Genomic DNA, 23,661 nt, shown 5'->3' on the forward strand with positions numbered 1-23,661 from the left:
CCGTGCGATCCATGCCGGCGATTGATGTTTCGCGGCATGTCGCCTTGTGAACGAACCAAGCCGGTTCGCCCCTGTCATCACCCATTTGGGTGAGAATAGCCACACCTCAGGTTTTCAGCACGATGCAGGCGCCGCCGACGCCGCGGATGCGGCCGCACAGGGCCTCGGCGCTGGCGCGCGTCTCCGACGGCACCCGGATGCGATAGAAGGCGCGGGTGCCGCGGTGGCGCAGCCGCGTGCCGATGATCATCGGTCTCACGTCGCCGAGGATCGTGGCGTAGCGGTCGCGGGCCCGGCCGAAGCTCGCCAGCGCGATCGACTTCGAGAAGTTGCCGGCGAGCTGCACGCCCCAGGGCGCCAGCACCGCCGCGGTCTCGGCGAAGAAGGTCTCGGTGCGCCCGCGGATGCGCAAGGCCGCGGTGACCTGAAGGCAGCGGGTGCCGTCCGGCTCGGACAGGTCGCTCTTCGGCTCGGCCTTGGCGGCGGCGGCCCAGTCCTCGGCGCTGCGGCCGGTGATCGCCGCGACATAGGCCCGGGTCTCGGCCGGCAGGCCGCCGGTGCCGGCGAGCCAGGCGGAGACCCGGCCCGGCCCGCCGTTATAGGCTGCCGCCGCGAGGCCGAGATTGCCGAAGCGCCCGCGCAGGTCGATCAGGAAGCGCGCCGCCGCGGGAATCGCCTGTTCGGGGTCGAACGGGTCGGCGAGGCCGCGCTCCTGCGCCGTGCCGGGCATGAATTGCGCGACGCCCTGCGCCCCGGCGCGGCTGACCACGCCGGGGCGGAAGCTGCTCTCGCGCCAGATCAGCCGGGTGAGGAACGCAACCGGGAGGCCCTTGGTCTTCGCCGCGCCCTCGATCAGCCGGCACAGGGCCTGCTCGACCGTCTCCTCCTTGCTCTCCGCCGCAGGCGCGGGCGCCGCCGGGGCGGCGAGGGCCGGACCGGCCAGGGAGAGGACGAGGCAGGAGGCCGGGAGGGAGGCGAGGGGAGAGGCCAGGAGAGAGCTGAAGCGGGTGCGGGTCACGATTCACCCTTACCCCGATTCGCTGAACGATTCGGTAAGGCACGATCGTCGCGGGGGCGTTTCGCGCCGTCCCGATGCGCGAGGCCCTGGCGCCGGGCGTGCCGCCGCGCCATCTAGCGGTCGATGTCTTCGCCGCTCCTGTTCGACACCCCCCTGATCCGCAAGCGCCTCGCCCGTGCGCGCCGTGCGGGCTTCGCCGATTTCCTGGTCGCCCGCGCGGTCGAGGACCTGTCCGATCGCCTCGGCGCGGTGCTGCGGGATTTTCCCCGGGCCCTCGACCTCGCCACGCCGGTGCCGGCGGCGGCGGCGTGGCTCAGGGAGAGCGGCCGGGCCGCCGCGGTGACCCGCCTCGCGCCCGTCCCCGAACCCGGTAGTCCCGGCCTCGCGGTCGCGGTCGGCGATCCGGAGGCGCTGCCCTTCGGCGAGCGGCATTTCGATCTCGCGGTGTCGCTGCTCGCGCTCCAGCACGCCAACGACCTGCCGGGGGCCCTGGTGCAGGTGCGCCGGGCGCTCAGGCCCGACGGGCTGTTCGTCGGCTGCCTGCTCGGCGGGCGGACCCTGACCGAGCTGCGCCAGGTCCTCACCCAGGCCGAGAGCGAGATCGACGGGGGGGTAAGCCCGCGGGTGGCCCCCTTGGCGGAGGTGCGCGACATCGGCGGCCTGCTGCAGCGGGCCGGCTTCGCCCTGCCGGTGACCGACGTCGAGACCGTGACGGTGCGCTACGGCGATCCGTTCGGGCTGATGCGCGACCTGCGCGCCATGGGGCTCACCAACGCCCTGCGCGAGCGCCGAGGCCGCTTGCGTCGCGAGACCCTGATGCGGGCGGCCGGTCTCTATGCCGAGCGCTTCGCCGATCCGGACGGGCGCCTGCGCGCGACCTTCGAGATGATCTGGCTCTCGGGCTGGGTGCCGCACGAGAGCCAGCAGAAGCCGCTGCGGCCGGGCAGCGCCCAGGCGCGGCTGGCCGACGCCCTCGGCACCGTCGAACGCAAGGAGCCGTCATGACGGACCATCCGATCACGATCACGCCGAACCCGCACCGCATCCGCGTGATGCTCGGCGGAACGATCGTCGCCGAGACCACCCGGGCCCTCACCCTGCGCGAGGGCGGTCTGCCGCCGGTCCAGTACGTCCCGCGCGAGGATGCCGAGATGGACCTCTTCGACCGCACCGAGCACCGCACGCATTGCCCGTACAAGGGTGATGCCAGCTACTTCTCGCTCACCGCCGGCGGGGTCGAGCGGGCGAACGCGGTGTGGAGCTACGAGACGCCGTTCCCCAAGGTGGCGGCGATCGCCGGCTACCTGGCGTTCTACCCGAACAAGGTCGATGCGATCGAGGAATTCACGGAGTGAACGACGGCCGCTGAGACCGTGTTCGTCGTGCGGATCCACGGCGTGACATCCTCCGCGTCACCCCTGGGTCGCGCAGCGGGGCCCAGGACGACGCGGAGGGGTATCACTCACGGCCCCAGCAGATCGACGATCGCCGGCAGCAGCGGCAGGTCGGCCGGGGGCATCGGGTAGCTCGCGAGGTCGCGCGGGCGGACCCATTTGAGCGCCTGCCCCTCGCGCGACTGCACGAACCCCTCCCATCGCCGGCAGACGTAGAGCGGCATCAGCAGGTGGAAGGCCTCGTAAGCGTGGCTGGCGAAGGTCAGCGGCGCGAGGCAATCCGCCTTCGCGGTGATGCCGAGTTCCTCCGCCAGCTCGCGGATCAGCGTCTCCTCGGGGCGCTCGCCCGGCTCGATCTTGCCGCCCGGGAACTCCCATAGACCTTCGAGCTGCTTGCCCGGCGGGCGCTGCGCCAGCAGCACGCGCCCGTCCGGATCGACGAGGGCGACCGCCACCACGAGGAGGAGCTTGAGGGGATCGGCCATGCGGGGCGGCTCGCGCAATCGGTGAGAGAGGTTGCGCCTCTCAGGGCGCGGGTGTTGCGTTCGTCAGGGCGTGGGTGTTGCGCCCGTCAGGGCGCAACCAGGTAGGTGGCCTCGACCGCGGCCTCGACCGTGATCGTGCCGGGCTCGATCGGGACTGCGACGCCGCCGCCCGAAGCCTTGGCGGCGAAGCTCCGCGCGTGCATCGGCGCCGGCGCTCCCTCCCGCGGCGGCGAGACCAGGCTCTCGAGGCGGCCGAGGCGGGTGCCCGCCGCCTCCGCCAGGGTCTCGGCCTGGCGCTTGGCGTCCCGCACCGCGTCGGCCCGGACGGCGTTCTCGGTCTGGCCGGGATCCGACAGCCCGAAGGCGACGCCGCCGATCCGGTCGGCCCCGCCGTCGAGCAGGCGCCGCATCACGGCGCCGAGACGTGCGAGGTCGCGCACCCGGAGGCTGACCGCGTTGGTGGCCTGGTACCCGTCCGGCACGTCGCGCAACTGGCCGCCGGGCTCGCGCACCGTCCTGGAGGCGGGACGCAGGGAAACGGCGGCGGTGGCGAGGTCCGGCCCGCGGATGCCGAACTCGCCGGCCAACTCCGCCACTTTGCGGGCGGCTGACGAGTTCTGGTCGAGGGCGGCGGCCGGCGTCGCACCGCGGCTCTCGACCGCGATCTCGACGGTGGCGAAGTCGGGCGCGACCTCCCGGCTCGCCCGGCCGACGACGCTGATCCGGCCCGGCGCCTCCTCGGCGCGAGCGGACCCCGCCGGGAGCAGCGCGGATCCCGCCAGGAGGAGCGCCAGCAGCCCCGCCGACGCCCTCACGAGCGGTAATCCCCGTTGATCTCGACATAGGCCTTGGTGAGGTCGCAGGTCCAGACCCGGGCGGTCCCGGCCCCGAGCCCCAGATCGACCCGGATCGTCACCGCGTCGCCGCGCATCGCGGCGGAGGCCGCTTCCTCGTCGTAGCCGGCGTCGCGGGCACCCGCGACGGCGACCCGCACGTCGCCGAACCAGATCGCCAGCCGGTCGCGGTCGGCGGGCTCGCCGGCCTTGCCGACCGCCATCACCACCCGGCCCCAATTGGCGTCCTCGCCCGCCACCGCGGTCTTCACCAGCGGCGAGTTGGCGATCGACATCGCGATGCGATGCGCCGAGGCGTCGTCGGTGGCACCGCCGACCTCGACGGTGACGAACTTGCGCGCGCCCTCGCCGTCGCGGGCGACCAGCTGGGCGAGCTCGATCAGCAGGTCGTCGAGGGCCTGCGTGAACTCGGCCAAGGCCGGATCCGCGGCCGACGCGACCGGAGCGTTGCCGGCCTTCCCCGTCGCGAACAGCATCAGCGTGTCGGAGGTCGAGGTGTCGCCGTCGACCGTGCAGCAGTTGAAGCTCTTGGCGACGCCCTTCGTCAGCAGCCCCTGCAGCACCTCCGCCGGCAGGTCGGCATCGGTGAACACGAAGGAGAGCATCGTCGCCATGTCGGGGGCGATCATGCCGGCGCCCTTGGCGATGCCGTTGATCGTCACCTCGGCGCCGCCGAGCCGCACCCGGCGGGTGGCGAGCTTGGGGAAGGTGTCGGTGGTCATGATGGCGCGGGCGGCCTCGGTCCACCGCTCGGCGCCCTCGCCGGTGCGGCCGGCGCACTCGGCCAGCACGCCGTCGAACTTGCTGGCGTCGAGGGGTTCGCCGATCACGCCGGTCGAGGCGATGAAGACCTCGCCGGGGGTGCAACCCGCGGCCTTGCCGGCGATCTCGGCGGTGAGGCGCACCGAGTCGCGGCCCTTGAGGCCGGTGAAGGCGTTGGCGTTGCCGGAATTGACCACCAGCGCCCGGGCCGAATGGCCGCCGCGCAGGGTCTCGCGGCACCAGTCGACCGCCGCCGAGGGGCATTTCGAGCGGGTGAACACCCCCGCCGCCCGGGTGCCGGGATCGAGCAGGACCAGGAGCACGTCGGTGCGGCCGCGATAGCGGATACCCGCCTGCGCGGTGGCGAGGCGCACGCCGGCGATCGGCGGCAGGTCGGGCTGGTGCTTGGGCGCGAGCGGCGAGACGGGATGAGACATGCGGGACTCCGGTCCGCCGACGCCGCGTCGTCCGCGCCGGCGCCGCGGTGTTGCCCCGCCAAGGTGCACGGCGTCAACCGGTCGGCGCCGGGTCACGGCGTCGGTTGTGCCGGCGGTTGTGCATGCCGAGGTTGAAATTCCTGCCTGCCGTCCCGCCTGCGGCCGGCCCGGCGGGCAAGCGGCCCGGCGGCCTTGTTTTTCGCCGGAAGGCTGACGCAAGGGCGGTACGGAGTTTCCTTATCTAGAGTTGCAGATTATCATCTAGAGGATCCGAATCAGGATGCGCAGCCGTGCGCATCACCGTGCGTCGCCCGGAGGTTCCCGCTTGGCCCACCCGCAAGTCCTTCGCGACATGGCGCTCTTCGTCGAGGTCGCGAAGCGGAAGAGTTTCAGCCAGGCCGCTGTGGCGCTCGACGTGCCGATCTCGTCCCTGTCGCGGCGCATCACCCAGTTCGAGACCTCGATCGGCCTGCGCCTGCTCGACCGCACCACCCGCAAGCTCGTGCTGACCCCGCACGGCGAGGCCTATTACGAGCAGGCGACCCGGCTGGTGGAGGAGGCGCAGCGCACCTTCGACGAGCTGATCGCCCAGGCAAAGGGGCCGAGCGGCCTCTTGAAGATCGCGGCGCCGCCGGACACGTGGGTGCTGCACCACCTCTCGGCCGTGATGGTGGAGTTCTCGGACCGCTATGACCAGGTACGGGTGCATCTCGATCTCTGGCCGCACCTCGTCGACCTCGCCCAGGAGGGCTACGATCTGGCGCTCGCCATCGGGGCGCCGCGGGAGACCTCGATGATCACCCGCAAGGTGGCGCAGCTCGAGAACGGTCTGTTCGCCGCGCCCGGTTACCTCGATCGGGCGGGACGGCCCGAGCGACCGGTCGATCTGGCGCGGCACCGGGCCGTGGTCGTCGGCCCGCCGGCCGCGTCGAGCGCCTGGCCGCTGGAGCGGGACGGCGAAAGCGTGTCGGTGACGGTCGCCAACACCGTGTCGAGCAACAGCCAGGGCATGGCGCGGCGCTTCGCGACGGCGGGGTACGGCATCGCCCTGCTCCAGGCGATCGACATCGAGCCGGACGTGGAGGCGGGCCGGCTGGAGCGGGTGCTGCCGGACTGGCACGGCCTGCCGAGCCCGGTCTTCATCGTCACGACCTCGCGGCTGTTGCCGGCCAAGACCCGCAGTTTCATCGCCTGCGCCTCGCGCCACTTCGCCGAGCAGCTGATGCCCCGTGGCGTGACCCTCGACGAGGCCGAACTCGCCGCCCTCTACGACCTCGAAGAGGCGTGACGCGCCGCCCGCCGCCGTGCATGACGCCCGGGGCATGGGCAGGGCGATGGTGCGCGAACTCTCGGATCTCGTCGTCTCGGACGGCGCGCTGGCGGTGGCGGTACCGGCCGCCCGGGTCGCCCGGCTGCCGGAGGGGCGACTGCGGCTGCCCCCGGACGAGGCCGCCCGCATCGCCCGTTACCGCTTGGCGCAGGACCGGGCCGAGCGCGAGGCAGCCCACGGGCTGCTGCGCCACCTGCTCGGGCTCCGGCTCGGCCGCGACCCGGCAGGCCTCGTTCTGGCGCGGGACGAGGACGGCCGCCCGTTCCTGCCTGGGTCTCCCGGTCTCGACGTCAATCTCAGCCACGGTGGCGGCTGGGTCGCGGTCGGGCTGTCCTGGGTCGGTCGGATCGGCGTCGACGTCGAGGGCACCGCCCGGCCGGTCGAGTGGGACCGGGTGGCACCGGTCTTCCTGCACCCGACGGAACTCGCCGCGTATCGCGACCTGCCCGCCGACGCGCGGCCGGTCCGGGCGCTGGAGTACTGGTCGGTCAAGGAGGCCTGCCTGAAGGCCACCGGCGAGGGCTTGGTGGCCGAGCCGTCCTCGGTCCGGCTGACCGAGGACGGGACCGGCTGGCGCCTGCGGCGGGCGGGCTTGTCCTTGCGGGCAAACTCGCGGGTGCTGAGCGACGGGGCGCGGTTCGCCTGGGCGGTCGAGAAGCGGGCGGAGGTGAGGGTGGTGGTCCTCGATTGACGAAAGCGGCCGCCAACGGCCGCTCCACTGCCGGCCTAAACCGAGGTGTAGCAGCGCCACCTCGGGACGATGTTCAGAGGAAGATTACCGCCTTTCCTCCCATGCCCGATGCTCCCGATGTCAGACGTAGGCGCTCATGCCGGTATTGGATTGAGGGAAGCGCTCGGCCAGGGCACGGCGGAGCTTCTCCAGCGCGCGGTTCTCGATCTGCCGCACCCGCTCCTTGGAGATGCCGAGGCGGTGGCCCAACGCCTCCAGGGTGGCCTGGTCCTCGGCGAGGCGCCGCTCGTGCAGGATGCGCAGCTCGCGCTCGGAGAGCACGGTGAGGGCCTGGCGCAGCCAGGTCAGGCGCCGCTCGCCGTCGACGGCGTCGGACACGGTCTCGTCCGGCAAGGGCGAAGTATCGACCAGGAAGTCGACGCGCTCCGCCGAGGCCTCGCCGTCGTCGCCGACGGGCGCGTTGAGCGACATGTCCGGACCGGAGAGGCGGGCATCCATCAGCGCCACGTCCTCCCGCGACACGCCGATGGCGGTGGCGATGCGGCGGTGGATCTCGTCGCCCACGCGCTCGTCGGTGGATTGCATCAGCCGGGCGCGCAGGCGCCGGAGATTGAAGAACAACGCCTTCTGGGCCGAGGAGGTACCACCGCGGACGATCGACCAATTGCGCAGGATGTAGTCCTGGATCGAGGCCCGGATCCACCAGGTCGCGTAGGTCGAGAACCGCACGTCCCGCTCCGGCTCGAAGCGGGCGGCGGCTTCCATCAATCCGACATGGCCTTCCTGGACCAGATCCGCCATCGGCAGACCGTAATGGCGAAAGCGGCCTGCCAGGGCGATCACGAGCCGCATATGGGCCGAGATCAGCCGATGCAGGGCCTGCTCGTCCCGGTCGTCCTTCCAGCGCACCGCCAGGCCGCGCTCTTCTTCCCGCTCGAGGAAGGGGGCATCCATCGCAACTCGTACGAACTGCCGACGTATGCCTGCGATTTCCGCCATCCCCGCCTCCGCCGCTTTGGTGAGCGCTGTGTGTCGCGATGAGGTCGAGGGCAGCGTGGCGCGCGCTCGTTACACCGCAAGGCCTGCGACAACGGCGCGACCACCCCGTCGGTTCCCGCAGCGCGAAAAAAACCTCTGTGGTGCGATTCTCTCGCGGACGCGGCGGCTGCGGCGGCGACCCCGAGGAGGGACAGTTGGGGAGCCGTGAGGGAGGGATCAGACATGCGAAAGCCCGGCACGGGGCCGGGCTCTCGGTCGTCTCGGTGACGTCTTCCGCGATGCGGACGCTCAGGCGGCCTCGGCCTCGTCCTGGATGTCCTCACCTTCGGCCTCGGCCTCGGCGCCCTTGGCGCGGCGGGGCGACTTGGCCAGGCTCTGCTCGATGAGCTTGAGCGACTCGGTATCGGTGATGCGGTTGACAGCCGCGATCTCGCGCACCACGCGGTCGAGGGCCGCCTCGTAGAGCTGGCGCTCGGAGTAGGATTGCTCGGGCTGGGCGTCGGAGCGGAAGAGGTCGCGCACCACCTCGGTCACGGCGATCAGGTCGCCGGAATTGATCTTCGCCTCGTATTCCTGGGCCCGGCGCGACCACATCGTGCGCTTCACCCGGGCGCGGCCGGTGAGCACGTCGAGCGCCTTCTTGACCAGCTCGGGCTCGGCGAGCTTGCGCATGCCGACCGAGTTCGCCTTGGCGGTCGGGACCCGCAGGACCATCTTGTCCTTCTCGAACGACACCACGAACAGCTCGAGCTTGTAGCCGGCGATCTCCTGCTCCTCGATGGCCGTGATGCGGCCGACGCCGTGAGCCGGATACACGATCGCTTCGCCGGTCTTGAAGCCCTGCCGGGCGGCTGTCGTCTTCTTGGCGGTCGTCATGCGGGGGTGGCCTCCAGGTCACCGTTCGCGGCAATGTCCGCGACCGGATCGTTCATCCGGGTCAGGGCGCCCGGCGAAAAATACGCGCCTGCCGGACGTCCCGAGGGGCGCCCGCCAGTCCCTGTCAAACCATAGCTAAGGAACGTCCGAACGCGCTGCAGACCGGATAAGATCCACCTCGGCTGATCGCATGCCGCCTCGCCCCATCGAAAAATTCCCGTCGGTGGACGAAGGCTGCACGTCGGACGCAAGCGACGGCAATCAGGAACCTAGCACGAAGAGGCCCGAAAATCAAAAAAATTCAGGCGCCCGGCATGGCTGCGCAGGCGCCTTGCACCATATTTCACCAGCTTGGCGGACCGTTCGCAGACCCGTCATGCGATCCCGGAAGGGATCGTAGACGAGCCGTACGAAACCCGATCGGCTGCTTCGGCCGCTCCTACCGGATCGCTTCCGCAATGCGGATTTCGGCTTCGTGCAGGTACCGCGCGGGCCTTGCCGCCCTTTCCGCAAGGAAGCGTCCGGAGCGGGGAGCAGCCGGGACCGGTCAGTCGCCCGAGCCCGGATTGGCCGAGAAATGGGCCTCGAGCTTGCCGGGCTTCCCGTCCCAATCCTTGGCGTCGGCGGGCGCCGCCTTCTTCTGGGTGATGTTGGGCCAGCTCTTCGCCATGTCGGCGTTGAGCTTCAGCCAGCTCTCCAGGCCCGGCTCGGTATCGGGCTTGATCGCCTCGGCCGGGCATTCGGGCTCGCACACGCCGCAATCGATGCACTCGTCCGGCTGGATGACGAGCATGTTCTCGCCCTCGTAGAAGCAGTCGACCGGACACACTTCCACGCAGTCCATGTACTTGCACTTGATGCAGTTGTCGGTGACGACGTAGGTCATGGGCTGGGGAAACCTCGAAGGCGGGGGAGGGGCGCCGGGAGAGGGCATTCGGTCTCGGCGCCTGGATATGGGCCGGGCCTTAGACCCGGGCGGGCGGCCATGCAAGCCGCCCCGTGGGGGACGGCGTCGCGTAGTCGGGGAGCGTCGCCTTCGCGTCACTCTTTCCCGCACGGTCACCCGGCAGGGGGACCGGCCGAGAGATCGGCGTAGAGCAGCCTGGCCTCCGGCGCGGGGCCCCGGCGTTCGCCGAGATCGATCACCCGCACCGCCGCCGTGACGTGCTGGGCCGCCACCGTGACCACGTCGCCGACCGCCAGGGCCTTCGACGGGGCGTCGGCCCGCTGGCCGTTCACCCGCACGAAGCCGTCCTCGATCAGCCGCGCCGCCAGGGAGCGCGTCTTGGCGAAGCGCGCGAACCACAGCCACTTGTCGAGCCGCTGACGGTCTGTGCGCATCGCCAGGGCTCAGCGCTTGTCGCCGTCCCGCGACTCCATCTGCGCCTTGAGGGCGAGGAGCTTCGCGAAGGGCGAATCCGGGTCCGGGGCGCGCTCGCGCCGGGGCGGCCTGGCCTCGTGCATGCCGCCGTTGCGGGGCCCGCCGTCGCGGCGGTCCTGGGGGGGACGACCGCCCTCGCGCCCGCCCGGATGCGGTCCGCGCGGCGGACGGCCGTCGCGGCGGCCCTCGCCCCGGTTCTCGCCACCGCGGCCCTCGAACCGGTTCTCCGGACGCCCGTCGCCGGCGGCACGGTTCTCGCCCGGGCGTCTGTCGCCCCAGCGCTGGCCCTCGCGCGGGCCGGAGCGCTGGGCGCGCTGCTCCGCCGGCGCCCCCTCGCCGCCCTCGGGACGCGGGAAGCCGCGGGAACGATCCCGCTGCCCGCCGCCCTCGCGCGGCTGGCCATCGCGCTGGCCGTCCTGCCGGCCGCGGCCCTGGTGGCGTGGCGCGTGGTTGCGCTGGTGGCGGTGCATCCGCCACACCTCGATGACGATCGGCTCCTCCGGCGCGGCGGGCTCGCCTGTCTCAGCGTCACCCGACGCCTCGGGGGCGGCCTCGTCGACGGCGGCGACCGGCTCGCCGGCCTCGGTCGGAGCGGCGTCCTCGGAGGGCGGCGCTTCGGCCTCGGCCGGCACCGGCTCCGGTGCCGCCTCGGCGGCGGGAGCCGGCTCGGCCGAGGCTTCTTCGGTCCGGATTTCCTCCGCCGCGGTCTCGGCGGCGGCAGCCGTCTCCACGGCGGAATCCTCGTTCGCCGCCTCGGCGGCGCTCTCCGGCTCGGCGGCGCTCTCGGGCTCGGCAGCGCTCTCGGGCTCGGCAGCGCTCTCGGCTTGCCGGTCCTCGCCGGCCTCCGCAGCGTCCTCGGCCGTGGCCTCGGCGCTTTCCGCCACCTTCGGCTGCACCGGCACCGTCGGGGCGGACGGGCGGAGCGCCACGGTGATCGCCGGGCCGGGCCGGCGGTCGACGACGTAGCCGAGCGACTTCAGGATCGAGGCGAAATCCTCGCCGGAGCAACCGACCAGCGAGGTCATGCCGACGGTCGGCACGAAGCCGTCCTTGTCGGCCGCGCCCGGAGGCGGCTCGCCGGGGGTGGTGCCGGGCACGTAGGCGATCGCCGGGCGGATCAGGTCGGCCAGGCGCTCGAGGATGTCGACCCGCACCGCCCGGCCGCCGCAGACCCGGAAGCCGGCGGCGCGATAGAGGCCCTTGGCGATCTCGGGATCGACCGGCATCGAGGTGCGGCCGGAGCCGGCGAGATGCGCGATCTCGTCGAGACCGCGCTGGTCGAGGCCGCCGTTATGGAGCGCCCAGAGCTGCGCCGCGAGGGTCCGAGGCGCGGGCTTCAGGAGCGCCGGCATGGTGATGTGGTAGGCGCCGAAGCGCACGCCGTGCTTGCGCAGGGCCGCGCGGCCCTCCTGGTCGAGGCTGCGCATCTCGTTGAGCACCTTGGCGCGCTCCAGCACGCCCAGCGCCTCCGCGACCTGGAAGCCGATGCCGCGGGCAAGCCCCGTCAGGTCGGCTGCGGTCTCGAGCTCGAGGGCCGGGCCCAGCAGGCGCACGATATGCGCCTTCAGCCAGGCGTTCAGCCGGGACTCGACCTTCTCGCGGGCCGCACCCGCGAGTTGCTCGTCGGCCAGCAGCCGCAGGCCCGGGGCGTAGAGCTTTTCGCCCGGGACGAGCTTGGCGACCGGGTTGCCGGTCCAGCGGATGGTGCCGTCGTTCGAGAGCACCAGAGCCGCGTCGGCCGCGGCGGCGAACCTGTCGGCCCGCGCCTCGATCTCGCTCGCCAGCGCCTTCTCGGCGGCGCTGCGCAGGGTCTTGGCTTCCTGGCCCTCGGCGCCGGGATCCGGCACGAACTGGAATCCGTGCAGATGGCCGACGTGCTGGCCCTCGACCGTCACGTCGCCGCCCGCGGTGATCTCAGCTTCCAACATGGTGTTCTCTCTCAGGCGCCGCATCAGCACGCTGGTGCGCCGATCGACGAAACGACTCGCCAGCCGCTCGTGCAGGGCGTCGGACAGCCTGTCCTCTACCCGACGCGTCTCGCCCTGCCAATGCTCCGGGTCGGCGAGCCAGTCGGGTCTGTTGGCCACGAAGGTCCAGGTGCGCACGTGGGCGATGCGCTGCGACAGGGCGTCGATGTCCCCGTCGGTGCGGTCGACCATCGCCACGTGCTGCGAAAACCAGTCCACCGGGATCCGTCCGGCCATGCCGCGCATCAGGAAGCGGAACAGCTGGGCGATCAGGTCGGCATGGGTCTGGATCGCCGATTTCCGGTAATCCGGCACGCCGCACACCGCCCAGAGCCGCTCGACCGCGCTCTTCGAGGTGGCGTAGTCGCGGATGTCGTCCTCCTTGGCCAGGAGGTCGAGGGCCGCCTCGTCGTCGCCCGTGGGCGCGCGCGTCAGCCCGCGCTCGGTCGGGTGCTCGCCGAGGCTGCGGCGCAGGGCGTCGATCGAGCCGAAATCGAGGTCGGGATTGCGCCATTGCAGCATCCGCAGCGGCTCGAAGCTGTGGCCCTCCAGCGCCTCGACCATCTCGGCCTCCATCGGCGGGCAGCGGCCGGTGGTGCCGAAGGTGCCGTCGCGCAGGTGGCGCCCGGCCCGGCCCGCGATCTGCGCCATCTCGGACGGGCCGAGATCGCGGAACCGCGTGCCGTCGTATTTGCGGTTCGACGCGAAGGCGACGTGGTCGACGTCGAGGTTGAGGCCCATGCCGACCGCGTCGGTCGCCACCAGGTAATCGACCTCGCCGGACTGGTAGAGCTCGACCTGCGCGTTGCGGGTTCGCGGCGAGAGGGCGCCCAGCACCACCGCGGCGCCGCCGCGCTGGCGCCGCAGCAATTCGGCGATGGCGTAAACCTCCTCGGCCGAGAAGGCCACGATGGCGCTGCGCTCGGGAAGGCGGGAGAGCTTGCGGCTGCCGGCGAAGCTCAGCTGCGACAGGCGCGGCCGGGTGGTGACGGTGATGCCCGGGATCAGCGACTTGACCAGCGGCTCCATCGTGGCCGAGCCGATCAGCAGCGTCTCCTCGCGGCCGCGCTGGTGCAGGAGGCGGTCGGTGAAGGTGTGGCCGCGGTCGCGGTCGGCGCCGAGCTGGATCTCGTCGATGCCGACGAAATCCACGGTGTTGTCCCGCGGCATCGCCTCGGCGGTGCAGATCCAGTAGCTCGGCCGGTTCGGCTTGATCTTCTCCTCGCCGGTGACGAGGGCGACCCGCTCGGGGCCGACCCGCTCGACCACGCGGTGATAGACCTCGCGGGCGAGCAGCCGCAGCGGCAGGCCGATCATGCCGGTCGGATGGCCGAGCATCCGCTCGATGGCGAGGTGGGTCTTGCCGGTATTGGTGGGACCGAGCACCGCCGTGGCGCCGCGCAAGCGGGCCTGCGGAGAGAGGGAACGGCGCGTCATCGGGCTGGACTGGATTCCTCGGGGCGAAGCTCCGGCAGGGGCCGCAGCGCCGTCCCGGGGCCTGTGCCGGGATCGACGCGCGACCCCTTCAGCGCTCCGGATCGCGGCCGCCCCGCGGCCGTGGCCCGAGCAGCGGCCGTCCTCCATATGGGGCGGGGGCGTACCGATCGCCAGTTGCGCCGTACGGCGGAAGGCCGGGGGACCCGTAGCCCGGAGAGGAATAGCCCGGCGCGCCGTAGCCCGGGGCGATGACCTCGATGCGGGCCTCGGGCGCCCGGCCCTGGTCCAGGTCGGCGCAGAGCGTGTCCGGGATCGCAGTCAGCGGGCCCGGCGGGTTCGCGCCGATCGTCGCCGAGGAATAGGCGTCGCCGCCGCAATCGGACCCGTTCGCCGACGCCGGGTGGGGTGCGAGGAGGGCGGCCAAGAGGAGGGCGGCCAAGAGGAGGGCAGCGGCGCGCACGCCTTCAGCGCCCGTCCGAGGACGATGCCGGGGCCTGTGCGGCGGCCTGGGCGCCGGCTTCCGGAGCGGTCTGGCCGTTCTGCGGGGTCTGCCCGCTCTGCGACCAGCGCGTCGCCTCGATGATGTTGAGGCCGAGCTGGGTGCGCACGGCGATGCGCAGGGGCAACAGCACCCGCGCGCCCTCGACGGGCGCGAGCCACACCGACATCTCGGTGTTCTCCTCCATGAACTTCACCCCCGGCCGATCGGGCCGGTGGCCGGCGATCGGCTGGTAGCGGGCGTTGCAGACCAGGATCGGCCCGGCATAGCCGGGCTTCTGGACGCTGCGGGTCTCGCCGTAGCTCAGCACCACGTTGAACCGGCTGGCGCCGTCGAAGACCGGGATGGTACGGTTGCAGTTCTGCGGGTCGATGAGCTCGCCGCGCCCCTGCGCCGGCATCATCAGGGCGCTCACCGGATCGATGACGCCGCGCTTGTGGACCTCGCTGACGGTGACCCGCTCCGGGTCCGGCACCAGCGGCGGGGCGATGTCGGAGGCCACCACGTTGCCGCGGGCCATCGCCATGCGCACGGTGATCGAGGCGCTGGCGCTGTGGGAGGCGAGCGCGAAGGCCGCCGGCACCGGCTTGGCCGCCACCGTGCCGCTCGCCCGGCCCGAGCCGTAGCCGCCGGTGATCGCCCCGACGAGGCCGGTGAGGCGGGCGCTGACATCCATGGTGTAGCGCGGGCCGTCCACCGAACCGGTCACCTGCGCGCTGCCGATCGGCACGCCGGCCAGCATGATGCCGTAATCGACCGTGACGGAGGTCTCGCCGGCTTTCGGGGCGCGGCTCCGCGCAGCCTGGGCCGTATTCGCCTCGCCGGCCGGAAGGGCGAGCCCCGCCGCGAGGGCGAGCGAAAGGAGGGCCTTGGAACGCATTGGGGGAACCGATCTCGATCACCGTCGCCCGCTCCCGATGAAGCGGGGGAAATCTGGCCCTATCGTGACGCGGTTAGGGTTAACGGTTCGTCTCGCTCCCGGGGGCGGGCGGGGGGCGGACCGGAGCCCGTCGCGGCACCCGCACCTTGACGAGACCCGCCTTCCGCCTCTATAGGCGCGTGCTTTCCAGGGACTTCGCGGGGTCCGGTTCATGCCGGGGTGCGCAGCACGCCCGGCTCTCGCGTTGCGTGGTCCCTCGCCGAACGAAGACCAGTTGAGGATACAGACCATGTCGCGTCGCTGCGAGCTCACCGGTAAGGGGGTGCTCACCGGCCACCTCGTGAGCCACTCGAACCACAAGACCAAGCGCCGGTTCCTCCCGAACCTGTGCAACGTCACCCTGCTGTCCGACACGCTCGGCCGCTCGGTGCGCCTGCGCATCTCGGCCAACGCCCTGCGCTCGGTCGAGCACCGCGGTGGCCTCGATGCGTTCCTGATCAAGGCCGGCGAGACCGACCTGTCGCAGAACGCCCGCCTGCTGAAACGCGAGATCGAGAAGAAGCTCGCCGAGGCGGCCTGATTTCAGCGGTGGAGGCGCCTCGCGCCTCCCTCGCCAGGACGAACGACGAAAAGCCCCCGGATGCGCCTTGCGGCGCCCGGGGGTTTTTCGTGTTGGCGATCGGGGTGTGGCGCTCACGCCGTCGATCCCACCCACAGCCTCAGGACGAGGTCGTGGGTGGGGTGGGACGGAGTGGACTTTGTCGCTCTACCGCCGCCCGCCCGCTGCCATCCGGCGCACCGGCACCGGGCCGCCATCCTCGTCGAACAATTCGGCCAGCTTCTCGGTCATCACGCCGCCGAGCTCCTCGGCATCGATGATGGTGACGGCCCGGCGGTAGTAGCGGGTCACGTCGTGGCCGATGCCGATGGCGAGCAATTCGACCGGCGAGCGGGTCTCGATCTCGTCGATCACGTAGCGCAGGTGGCGCTCCAGGTAGTTGCCCGGATTGACCGAGAGGGTCGAGTCGTCGACCGGGGCGCCGTCGGAGATCACCATCAGGATGCGGCGCTGCTCGGGCCGGCCGAGCAGGCGCTTGTGGGCCCAGTCCAGGGCCTCGCCGTCGATGTTCTCCTTGAGCAGGCCCTCGCGCATCATCAGGCCGAGATTCTTGCGCGCCCGGCGCCACGGCGCGTCGGCCGACTTGTAGACGATGTGGCGCAGGTCGTTGAGCCGGCCCGGGGTCGGCGGCTTGCCCGATTGCAGCCACGCCTCGCGCGACTGCCCGCCCTTCCAGGCCCGCGTCGTGAACCCCAAGATCTCGACCTTGACGCCGCAGCGCTCCAGCGTGCGGGCCAGGATGTCGGCGCAGGTCGCCGCCACGGTGATCGGCCGGCCGCGCATCGAGCCCGAATTGTCGAGGAGCAGGGTGACGACCGTATCGCGGAAGTTGGTGTCCTTCTCGTGCTTGAACGAGAGCGGCTGGAACGGGTCGATCACGACGCGCACCAGGCGGGCCGGATCGAGCTGGCCTTCCTCCAGATCGAACTCCCAGGCGCGGTTCTGCTGCGCCAGCAGGCGGCGCTGCAGGCGGTTGGCGAGACGGCCGACCACGCCCTGGAGATGGGCGAGCTGCTTGTCGAGATAGGAGCGCAGGCGCGCCAGTTCGTCGGCGTCGCAGAGGTCCTCGGCGTGGATGACCTCGTCGTATTTCTGGGAAAAAACCTTGTAGTCCGGCCCTCGGGGCTCGTTCGCCCGCGGACCCGGCGGGCGCCACGATTCGGAGGCGTCCTCCGAATCGGCATCCTCGGCATCCTCCGGCAATTCGCCGGAGGGCGCGTCGGCGGCCTCGGTGGCGCCTTCCTCGATCTCGTCGGAGGCCTCGTCCGAGACCTCCATCTCGGCCCGGTCGCCCTGGCTCTGCTGCTCGGCCTCGCCCTCGCCGGCCTGCTGCTCGTCCGACTCGGCCTCGTTCTCGTCGTCGTTCTCCTCGTCGTCGGGATCGAGGGGCGCCTCGTCCGCCATGTCGAGGGAGGAAAGCAGGTCGCGCACCGAGCGGGCGAAGGCACGCTGATCCTCGAGGGTGCCGACCAGCCCGTCGAGGTTGCGCCCGGCCCGATCCTCGATGAACTCGCGCCACAGCCCGACGATGCGCTGCGCCGCCGGGGGCGGGAGCTGCCCGGTCAGGCGCTCGCGCACCATCAGGGCGACCGCGTCTTCCAGCGGGGCGTCGGCCCGGTCGGTGATCTCCTCGTACTTGCCGCCGCGGTGATAGCGGTCCTCCAGCATCGCCGTGAGGTTGCCGGCGACGCCCGCCATCCGGCGCGAGCCGATCGCCTCGACCCGGGCCTGCTCGACGGCGTCGTAGACCGCGCGGGCGGCGGCGTTCTCGGGGGCGAGGCGGCGGTGGACGGCGTTGTCGTGGCAGGCGAGGCGGAGCGCCATCGAATCGGCATGGCCGCGCAGGATCGCCACGTCGCCGGGGGAGAGCTTGCGCGGCGGCTCGGGCAGGCGGGCCTTGTCGCCGGTGAGGGCCGGCCGGTCGGTCGCGAAGGTGACCTCGATCTCGGCCTTGCGGGCGATGGCCCGCAGCGTCCCGGCCACCGAGCGCTTCAGCGGCTCTGCGACGGACTCGCGCTTCTCGCCGGGCTTGCGGTTGGAGATGGACATGCGAGGCTACTTCTTCAGCGAGTCGAAGTCGAAGGGGCGGTCCAGGAGGTCGTCCCAGGTGTAGGGGCAGGTGCGCGGAAATTCGTCGGCGGGGATGTGCGTCTCGTCGCTGGCCCAGTCACGCGCATCCGGGTAGCAGCGCTGCAAGGCCTCGTCGCGGCGAGGCCGGAGGCTCGGATTGTCGGCAAGCACGTCACGGTAGCGCCGCCGCTGTTCGCGGATCGAGAAGATCCAGCTCGCCGTACGATGCTCTGGCTGCTGGTCCCACTTGAGCATGTGCATCACGAGCACGCGCAGGCAGCTGCGCAGCCTGGCGAACTCGCTCTTGCCCAAGCTCTCCAGCTCCTCGGCGACGTGCACCGCATCGACCGCGTCGAGGCGGCCGGCGCGCAACAACCGCGCCTGTTCCAGCGCCCAGGCATGGGTGTCGTCCTCGTAGCGGACCCGGTCCCGCGACGGCGGCGCTTCGTCGGAACGCAGCTCGCTCAAGACCGGGTCCGCCATCGGGGATCTCCCTGAGGATTAGCTCAGCGCGACGTTCACCGCGCTCTCGGGCAGCTCCTTGCCGAAGGAGCGCTGGTAGAACTCGGCCACCAGCGCGCGCTCCAGCTCGTCGCACTTGTTGAGGAAGGTCACCCGGAAGGCGAAGCCGATATCGTTGAAGATGTCGGCGTTCTCGGCCCAGGTGATCACCGTGCGCGGGCTCATCACGGTCGACAGGTCGCCGTTGATGAAGGCGTTGCGGGTGAGGTCGGCGACGCGCACCATCTTGTTGACGATGTCGCGCCCGCCCTCGCCACGGTAATGTGGCGCCTTGGACAGGACGATGTCGACCTCGCGGTCGTGCGGCAGATAGTTCAGCGTGGTCACGATCGACCAGCGGTCCATCTGGCCCTGGTTGATCTGCTGGGTGCCGTGATACAGGCCCGACGTGTCGCCGAGGCCGACCGTGTTGGCGGTGGCGAAGAGGCGGAAGCCGGGATGGGGGCGGATCACCCGCTTCTGGTCGAGCAGCGTCAGGCGGCCCGACACCTCCAGCACGCGCTGGATCACGAACATCACGTCCGGCCGGCCGGCATCGTACTCGTCAAAGACGAGCGCGACGTTGTTCTGCAGCGCCCAGGGCAGGATGCCGTCCTGGAAGGCGGTGACCTGCTTGCCGTCCTTCAGCACGATCGCGTCCTTGCCGACGAGGTCGATGCGCGAGACGTGGCTATCGAGGTTGATGCGCACGCAGGGCCAGTTCAGCCGCGCGGCGACCTGCTCGATATGGGTGGACTTGCCGGTGCCGTGATAGCCGGTGATCATCACCCGGCGATTGCGGGCAAAGCCCGCCAGGATCGCCAGGGTGGTCTCGCGGTCGAACAGGTAGTCGGGATCGAGATCCGGCACGTGCTCGTCGGTGGCCGAGAAGGCCGGCACCTCGAGGTTCGAATCGATCCCGAACACCTTGCGCACCGAGACGGTCGTGTCCGGGAGAGCGGGTGGCGTGTCTTCAGCAAGCATACGGAGCCTCGTCGGGGCAGGCTTGGCCCGCCATGGGCGGCCTGCGAATGTCGCGACGGCGCGGGAGAGTCCGGCGGGCGCCGCTTGTCCTTAAGCTGCGGGGGGAGCCGGCGCAAACGTGCCTGACCCCGATATATGGGCAACGCGTCCGGTTTCGAGCCCCCCTCGCGGCGGATCAGGGATGCGAGAATCGTGCCCCTGGATTCCCGCACCCCTCAGCAGAGGCTGGCGGCCCGCAGGGTGTCGTGCGCCTTGATGATGTCGCGCAGGCGGTCCTCGAACGAGCGGTCGCCGCCATTCGCGTCGGGGTGGAAGCGCTTCACCAGCACCTTGTACTGCGCCTTGATGGCCGCCGCGTCGGCGCCCTCGTCGAGGCCGAGCACGTCGAGGGCCTTGCGGATCGGCGCCGAGTAGCGCGGCGGCGGCGGCTCGGCCCGGGCGCGGCGCGAGGCCGGGCCGGCGCCCTCGCCGCGCAGGATGCCCAGGGGATCGACGTAGTCCCAGTCGCGCGGCGTCGCCTCGGGCTTCGGGCCTGTCTTACCCCCGGGATTGACGCCCATTGCCCAGGTCGGCCGGTGCCCGATCACCGCGTCCTTCTGGTAGGCCTGGACGGCGGCGTCGTTCATCCCGTCGAAGTAATTGTACGAGGCGTTGTACTCGCGCACGTGCTGCATGCAGAAGCGCCAGTACTGGCCCTCCTGCTTGCGCCCCTTGGGCGCCTTGTGCAGCCCCGGCTGGCTGCAGCCCGGCCGTTCGCAGGCCGGGCCCTCGGCCTTCTTCGGCTCGTCGCAGGAGGGCCGGATGCGGATGCGGTCGAACAGGGGCGAGTTCAGATCCATGACGAAGCGATTATGAGGGGCGGGAGGGCGGGCACAAGGGCTCCGGGCCTGATGCCGCAGGCGGAACCGGACGGCTTGACGGGGAATGCCCGCTCCGGTCAGTCACGCCGAAGCAGGTTGAGGACAGGTGCGCGATGAGCCTGAACGACTGGATCAGGACGACGCTCGAGGAGCGGCTGGCACCGACGGCGCTCAGCGTCGTCGACGAATCACACCAGCATGCCGGCCATTCCGGCTGGCGGGAGGGCGGGGAAACTCACTTCCGGCTCGATGTGGTGTCGGCCGCCTTCGAAGGTAAGAGCCGGGTCGAGCGCCACCGCATGGTGAATGCGCTCCTCGACGATGCCTTCAGGCGCGGCCTGCACGCCCTGGCGCTGCGGGCACGGACGCCGGGGGAGGCGGGGTAGCACCCATCTCGTTCCGGCCCGGATCGGCGGTGTCCCTCGGCCCGAAAGCCGGCTCCCGCGGCGCCACGGCATAGACCGCCGTCGCCGCCAGCAGCGCCAGCCCGTAGGCCAGGAACAGCCGGCCGTAGAGCGCGTCCGGCGTGAGCCTGCCGGTGCCCACGAACAGGGCCGAGAGCCCCTGCAGGGCCGCCGCCCCGCCCATGAAGACGATGTTCATGAAGGCGACGCCGCGCCCGAGCAGGTGGGCGGGGAAGAACCGTCGGGCATGGGCCATCAGGATGCCGTAGCTCAGGCCCGCCGCCCCGGTGAGCGCCAGCAGCGCGACGGCAAGCGCGGTGGAGGCCGCGCCGAACAGGCCGAGCCCCGCGAGCGCCAGCCCGGTGACGAGGCAGCCGCCGAGCGCCGTGCGCTTCGGATCGCGCACGAGCCGCTCCAGCGGCCCGTACCCGATCGCGCCCGCCGCCATCGCGGCGCTCATCGCGAGCGTGCCGTTGCCGCGCTGGAGCGCGTCGAGGCCGTGGACGCTGCCGAGATAGGACCCGACCCAGAGCGAGCGGGTGGCGATGACGACGGCGTAGCTGACGAACACCACCGGGAAGACCGGCCACAGCGCCCGCATCCGGGCGACGTCGGCGAAGCCCCGCCAGACCGAGGTCCTGGGCGGATCCGCGAGGCGTGGCGGATCCTCGATCAGCCGCAGGACCAGCCCGGCCGAAGCCAGGGTGACGGCGGACAGCCCGAACAGGATCGTGCGCCAGCCGAGGGCGTGGCTCGCCAGCGCCAGCGGCGTCGAGCCCAGAAGGTCTCCCGACGTGCCGAGCCCGATCATCACCGAGGACAGCATGGCGAAGCGCTCGGGCGGATAGGACCGCCCGAACAGGTAGAGCGCGCCCATCAGGGCCGGTGCGCAGCCGAGCCCGATCAGCGCCATTGCGGCCGCGGCCCCGGGAAATCCCCGCGCCAGCCCGAGGGCGGCCGCCCCGAGCGCGGCGACGACCAGGAACCCCGCCACGGTGCGCCGCGGCCCGATCCGGTCGAGGAGCAGCCCGGTCGGCACCTGTCCGGCCGCGAAGGCCAGGAACCAGCCCGCCGAGAGCAGCGCGAGATCGGAGGGGGCAAGGCCGAGGTCGGGCCCGAGATCGGGCGCGACCATCGCCAGGAAGCCGCGGTCGAACTGGCTGATCGTGTAGGCGAGCAGCAGGACCAGGAACGCCGTCATGGCCCTGCGACCTCACCCCTTACTTGATGCGCTCGAGCACGCTGACGTAGTTCGCCACCGCGACCCCGCCCATGTTGAACACGCCGGCGAGCGTCGCGTCCGGGATCTGCATGCCGCCGGCCTCGCCGCAGAGCTGCATCGCCGAGAGGGCGTGCATCGAGACGCCGGTGGCGCCGATCGGGTGGCCCTTGGCCTTCAGCCCGCCGGACGGGTTGACCGGCAGCTTACCCTCCTTGGTGGTCCAGCCCTCGCGGATCGCGTCGGCGCCGCGACCCTCCCGGGTCAGGCCCATCGCCTCGTACTCGATGAGCTCCGCGACCGTGAAGCAATCGTGGGTCTCGACCAGCGACAGGTCGTCGAGGGTGATGCCGGCCTGGGCCAACGCCCGGGCCCAGGCGGTGGCGGCCCCCTCGAACTTCAGCACGTCGCGCTTCGACATCGGCAGGAAGTCCTGCGCGTGGGCGGTCGCCCGGAAGGCGACGGCGCGGCGCATGCGAAGCGCCGTCTCGGTATCGGCGAGCACCACCGCCGCGGCGCCGTCCGAGACCAGCGAGCAGTCGGTGCGCTTGAGCGGACCGGCGACGAAGGGGTTCTTGTCCGATTCGGTGCGGCAGAACTCGAAGCCCAGATCCTTGCGCATCTGCGCGTAGGGGTTCTGGACCCCGTTACGGTGGTTCTTGGCGGCGATCATCGCCAGGGCGTCGGACTGGTCGCCGTGGCGCTGGAAATAGGCGCCGGCGATGTTGCCGAACACGCCGGCGAAGCCCGCCGGGTTGTCGCCGTCCTCCGGCAGGTAGGAGGCCTTGAGCAGGGTGCGGCCGATCTCGGGGCCGGGCGTGCGGGTCATCTGCTCGACGCCCACCACCAGCACCACCCGGGCGCGCTTCGCCTCGATGGTCTTGATGCCCTGGTGCACCGCGGCCGAGCCGGTGGCGCAGGCATTCTCGACCCGGGTCGCCGGCTTGAACCGGAACCCGTCATCGGCCTGGAGCACCAGCGAGGCGGTGAAGTCCTGCGGCGTGAAGCCCGCATTGTAGTGGCCGAGCACGATCTCGTCGACCTCCTGCGGGCCGATCCCCGCATGGGCCAGCGCCTCGTTGGCGACGCGGACGATCAGGCTCTCGACGGTTTCGGTATCGTGCTTGCCGAAGGGCGTGTGGCTCCAGCCGACGATGCAGGCGGTCATGCGTCTCTCTCCCGTGTTTGCGGCGCACTCTGCGCAACGGAAGGGCGGCCGGCAAGCGCCGCTCACGCATCCTCGGCGCGGAAGCGCGCATAGCCGGCGGCACGGAGGGCGCAGGCCGGGCAGGTGCCGCAGCCATGGCCCCATTCGTGCAGCGCGCCGCGCTCGCCGAGGTAGCAGGTATGGCTCTCGCGCACGACGAGATCGACCAGCGCCTCGCCGCCGAGGTCGCGGGCCAGCCGCCAGGTCTCGGCCTTGTCGATCCACATCAAGGGCGTGTGCAGCACGAAGCGGCGATCCATCCCGAGGTTCAGCGCCACCTGAAGCGCCTTGATGGTGTCGTCGCGGCAATCGGGATAACCGGAGAAGTCCGTCTCGCACATGCCGCCGACGATGTGGCGCAGGCCACGGCGATAGGCGAGGGCAGCCGCGAAGGTGAGGAAGACGAGGTTGCGGCCCGGCACGAAGGTGTTCGGCAGCCCGCCCGCCTCCATGGCGATGGCGGTCTCCCGGGTCAGCGCGGTCTCCGACACCTCGCCGAGGGCAGCGAGCGACAGGGTATGGTCTTCGCCCAGGCGCCCGGCAAAGGCCGGGACGATCCGGGTCATCTCGGCCCGCAAGGTATCGCGGCAATCGAGTTCGATCCGATGGCGCTGGCCGTAATCGAAGCCGAGCGTCTCGACATGGGCGAAGCGGTCGAGGGCCCAGGCGAGGCAGGTGGCGGAATCCTGTCCACCGGAGAACAGGACCAGGGCGCCGTCGGGGGACGTCATGCGGGCTCCAGTCATACGGGCTCATGCGAAAGGGGCGGCCCCGCTGCCGGAGCCGC

24 protein-coding genes are annotated in these 23,661 nt (G+C 71.5%); 6 read left to right on the forward strand and 18 right to left on the reverse strand.

Annotation, left to right across the window (positions count from 1 at the left end; all coding sequences use genetic code 11):
* Positions 1–106 precede the first annotated feature (106 nt).
* Positions 107–1,018: a lytic transglycosylase domain-containing protein gene (locus tag G4G93_RS03520; protein WP_395410450.1), complete on the reverse strand. Its 912-nt coding sequence runs from the start codon at positions 1,016–1,018 to the stop codon at positions 107–109.
* A gap of 123 nt (positions 1,019–1,141) precedes the next feature.
* On the opposite strand from G4G93_RS03520, the gene G4G93_RS03525 reads away from it, so the two are divergent.
* Together G4G93_RS03525 and G4G93_RS03530 are read left to right on the forward strand one after the other, a co-directional pair.
* Positions 1,142–2,023, forward strand: a complete 882-nt coding sequence (locus G4G93_RS03525) for a methyltransferase domain-containing protein (RefSeq protein WP_165081185.1) — start codon at positions 1,142–1,144, stop codon at positions 2,021–2,023.
* Positions 2,020–2,373 carry a DUF427 domain-containing protein gene (locus tag G4G93_RS03530; RefSeq protein ID WP_165081186.1) on the forward strand — a complete coding sequence of 118 codons (354 nt, stop codon included), beginning with the start codon at positions 2,020–2,022 and terminating at the stop codon, positions 2,371–2,373. The genes G4G93_RS03525 and G4G93_RS03530 overlap by 4 nt, the downstream gene beginning before the upstream one ends.
* Positions 2,374–2,480: 107 nt before the next feature.
* On the opposite strand, the gene G4G93_RS03535 is transcribed toward G4G93_RS03530, so the two are convergent.
* The 3 genes from G4G93_RS03535 to argJ all read right to left on the reverse strand — a co-directional run bounded on the left by G4G93_RS03535 (position 2,481) and on the right by argJ (position 4,950).
* Complete coding sequence (locus G4G93_RS03535) at positions 2,481–2,897, reverse strand: (deoxy)nucleoside triphosphate pyrophosphohydrolase (RefSeq protein ID WP_165081187.1); 417 nt, start codon at positions 2,895–2,897, stop codon at positions 2,481–2,483.
* Between the two features lie 86 nt (positions 2,898–2,983).
* Positions 2,984–3,712 carry an SIMPL domain-containing protein gene (locus G4G93_RS03540; protein WP_312891672.1) on the reverse strand — a complete coding sequence of 243 codons (729 nt, stop codon included), beginning with the start codon at positions 3,710–3,712 and terminating at the stop codon, positions 2,984–2,986.
* Positions 3,709–4,950, reverse strand: a complete 1,242-nt coding sequence (argJ, locus tag G4G93_RS03545) for a bifunctional glutamate N-acetyltransferase/amino-acid acetyltransferase ArgJ (protein ID WP_165081188.1) — start codon at positions 4,948–4,950, stop codon at positions 3,709–3,711. Before argJ ends, G4G93_RS03540 begins: the two co-directional genes overlap by 4 nt.
* 325 nt (positions 4,951–5,275) lie before the next feature.
* On the opposite strand from argJ, the gene G4G93_RS03550 reads away from it, so the two are divergent.
* Together G4G93_RS03550 and G4G93_RS03555 are read left to right on the forward strand one after the other, a co-directional pair.
* Positions 5,276–6,238, forward strand: a complete 963-nt coding sequence (locus tag G4G93_RS03550) for a LysR family transcriptional regulator (RefSeq protein WP_165081189.1) — start codon at positions 5,276–5,278, stop codon at positions 6,236–6,238.
* 34 nt (positions 6,239–6,272) lie between these two features.
* Positions 6,273–6,971 carry a 4'-phosphopantetheinyl transferase superfamily protein gene (locus G4G93_RS03555; RefSeq protein ID WP_165081190.1) on the forward strand — a complete coding sequence of 233 codons (699 nt, stop codon included), beginning with the start codon at positions 6,273–6,275 and terminating at the stop codon, positions 6,969–6,971.
* A gap of 120 nt (positions 6,972–7,091) precedes the next feature.
* Here the strand turns inward: G4G93_RS03555 and G4G93_RS03560 are convergent, their stop codons facing one another.
* The 7 genes from G4G93_RS03560 to G4G93_RS03590 form a co-directional block, all read right to left on the reverse strand.
* Positions 7,092–7,970 (reverse strand): RNA polymerase factor sigma-32, encoded by an 879-nt coding sequence (locus G4G93_RS03560; RefSeq protein ID WP_165081191.1) that lies wholly within the window; start codon positions 7,968–7,970, stop codon positions 7,092–7,094.
* Positions 7,971–8,258: 288 nt separating this feature from the next.
* Entirely contained in the window at positions 8,259–8,846 is a 588-nt protein-coding gene (locus G4G93_RS03565) for a CarD family transcriptional regulator (protein ID WP_165081192.1), read from the reverse strand.
* 547 nt (positions 8,847–9,393) lie between these two features.
* Positions 9,394–9,732, reverse strand: coding sequence for a ferredoxin FdxA (gene fdxA / locus G4G93_RS03570; RefSeq protein WP_165081193.1), 339 nt, complete (start codon positions 9,730–9,732; stop codon positions 9,394–9,396).
* A 173-nt stretch (positions 9,733–9,905) separates the two neighbouring features.
* Positions 9,906–10,187: an RNA-binding S4 domain-containing protein gene (locus G4G93_RS03575; RefSeq protein ID WP_165081194.1), complete on the reverse strand. Its 282-nt coding sequence runs from the start codon at positions 10,185–10,187 to the stop codon at positions 9,906–9,908.
* A 9-nt stretch (positions 10,188–10,196) separates the two neighbouring features.
* The gene (locus G4G93_RS03580; RefSeq protein WP_165081195.1) at positions 10,197–13,631 is read right to left on the reverse strand and encodes a helicase-related protein; all 3,435 of its coding nucleotides are present in this window, start codon (positions 13,629–13,631) and stop codon (positions 10,197–10,199) included.
* Between the two features lie 88 nt (positions 13,632–13,719).
* Positions 13,720–14,091: a hypothetical protein gene (locus tag G4G93_RS03585; RefSeq protein ID WP_165081197.1), complete on the reverse strand. Its 372-nt coding sequence runs from the start codon at positions 14,089–14,091 to the stop codon at positions 13,720–13,722.
* 4 nt (positions 14,092–14,095) lie between these two features.
* Positions 14,096–15,010 (reverse strand): DUF3108 domain-containing protein, encoded by a 915-nt coding sequence (locus G4G93_RS03590; protein ID WP_165081199.1) that lies wholly within the window; start codon positions 15,008–15,010, stop codon positions 14,096–14,098.
* 289 nt (positions 15,011–15,299) lie between these two features.
* Here G4G93_RS03590 and rpmB point away from each other — a divergent pair, with 289 nt between their 5' ends.
* Positions 15,300–15,590 carry a 50S ribosomal protein L28 gene (gene rpmB, locus G4G93_RS03595; protein WP_093567567.1) on the forward strand — a complete coding sequence of 97 codons (291 nt, stop codon included), beginning with the start codon at positions 15,300–15,302 and terminating at the stop codon, positions 15,588–15,590.
* A gap of 186 nt (positions 15,591–15,776) precedes the next feature.
* Here the strand turns inward: rpmB and cobT are convergent, their stop codons facing one another.
* The 4 genes from cobT to G4G93_RS03615 form a co-directional block, all read right to left on the reverse strand.
* Positions 15,777–17,678 carry a cobaltochelatase subunit CobT gene (gene cobT / locus G4G93_RS03600; RefSeq protein WP_165081201.1) on the reverse strand — a complete coding sequence of 634 codons (1,902 nt, stop codon included), beginning with the start codon at positions 17,676–17,678 and terminating at the stop codon, positions 15,777–15,779.
* 6 nt (positions 17,679–17,684) lie between these two features.
* Positions 17,685–18,182, reverse strand: coding sequence for a DUF29 domain-containing protein (locus G4G93_RS03605; RefSeq protein WP_165081203.1), 498 nt, complete (start codon positions 18,180–18,182; stop codon positions 17,685–17,687).
* An 18-nt stretch (positions 18,183–18,200) separates the two neighbouring features.
* Positions 18,201–19,184, reverse strand: a complete 984-nt coding sequence (gene cobS / locus G4G93_RS03610; protein WP_165081205.1) for a cobaltochelatase subunit CobS — start codon at positions 19,182–19,184, stop codon at positions 18,201–18,203.
* A gap of 215 nt (positions 19,185–19,399) precedes the next feature.
* Positions 19,400–20,023 carry a J domain-containing protein gene (locus G4G93_RS03615; protein ID WP_165081208.1) on the reverse strand — a complete coding sequence of 208 codons (624 nt, stop codon included), beginning with the start codon at positions 20,021–20,023 and terminating at the stop codon, positions 19,400–19,402.
* A gap of 134 nt (positions 20,024–20,157) precedes the next feature.
* Between G4G93_RS03615 and G4G93_RS03620 the strand changes: the two genes are divergently transcribed.
* The gene (locus tag G4G93_RS03620; protein WP_165081210.1) at positions 20,158–20,430 is read left to right on the forward strand and encodes a BolA family transcriptional regulator; all 273 of its coding nucleotides are present in this window, start codon (positions 20,158–20,160) and stop codon (positions 20,428–20,430) included.
* Here G4G93_RS03620 and G4G93_RS03625 read toward each other — a convergent pair.
* The 3 genes from G4G93_RS03625 to queC form a co-directional block, all read right to left on the reverse strand.
* Positions 20,372–21,649, reverse strand: coding sequence for an MFS transporter (locus G4G93_RS03625; RefSeq protein ID WP_165081212.1), 1,278 nt, complete (start codon positions 21,647–21,649; stop codon positions 20,372–20,374). The genes G4G93_RS03620 and G4G93_RS03625 overlap by 59 nt on opposite strands.
* A 19-nt stretch (positions 21,650–21,668) precedes the next feature.
* On the reverse strand, positions 21,669–22,835 hold the full coding sequence (locus tag G4G93_RS03630; protein ID WP_165081213.1) for an acetyl-CoA acetyltransferase: 1,167 nt from the start codon (positions 22,833–22,835) through the stop codon (positions 21,669–21,671).
* Positions 22,836–22,897: 62 nt separating this feature from the next.
* Positions 22,898–23,605, reverse strand: a complete 708-nt coding sequence (queC, locus tag G4G93_RS03635; protein ID WP_165081215.1) for a 7-cyano-7-deazaguanine synthase QueC — start codon at positions 23,603–23,605, stop codon at positions 22,898–22,900.
* Positions 23,606–23,661: the final 56 nt, after the last annotated feature.

The organism is Methylobacterium sp. DB0501 (genome assembly GCF_011043735.1).
GTDB lineage: Bacteria > Pseudomonadota > Alphaproteobacteria > Rhizobiales > Beijerinckiaceae > Methylobacterium > Methylobacterium alsaeris.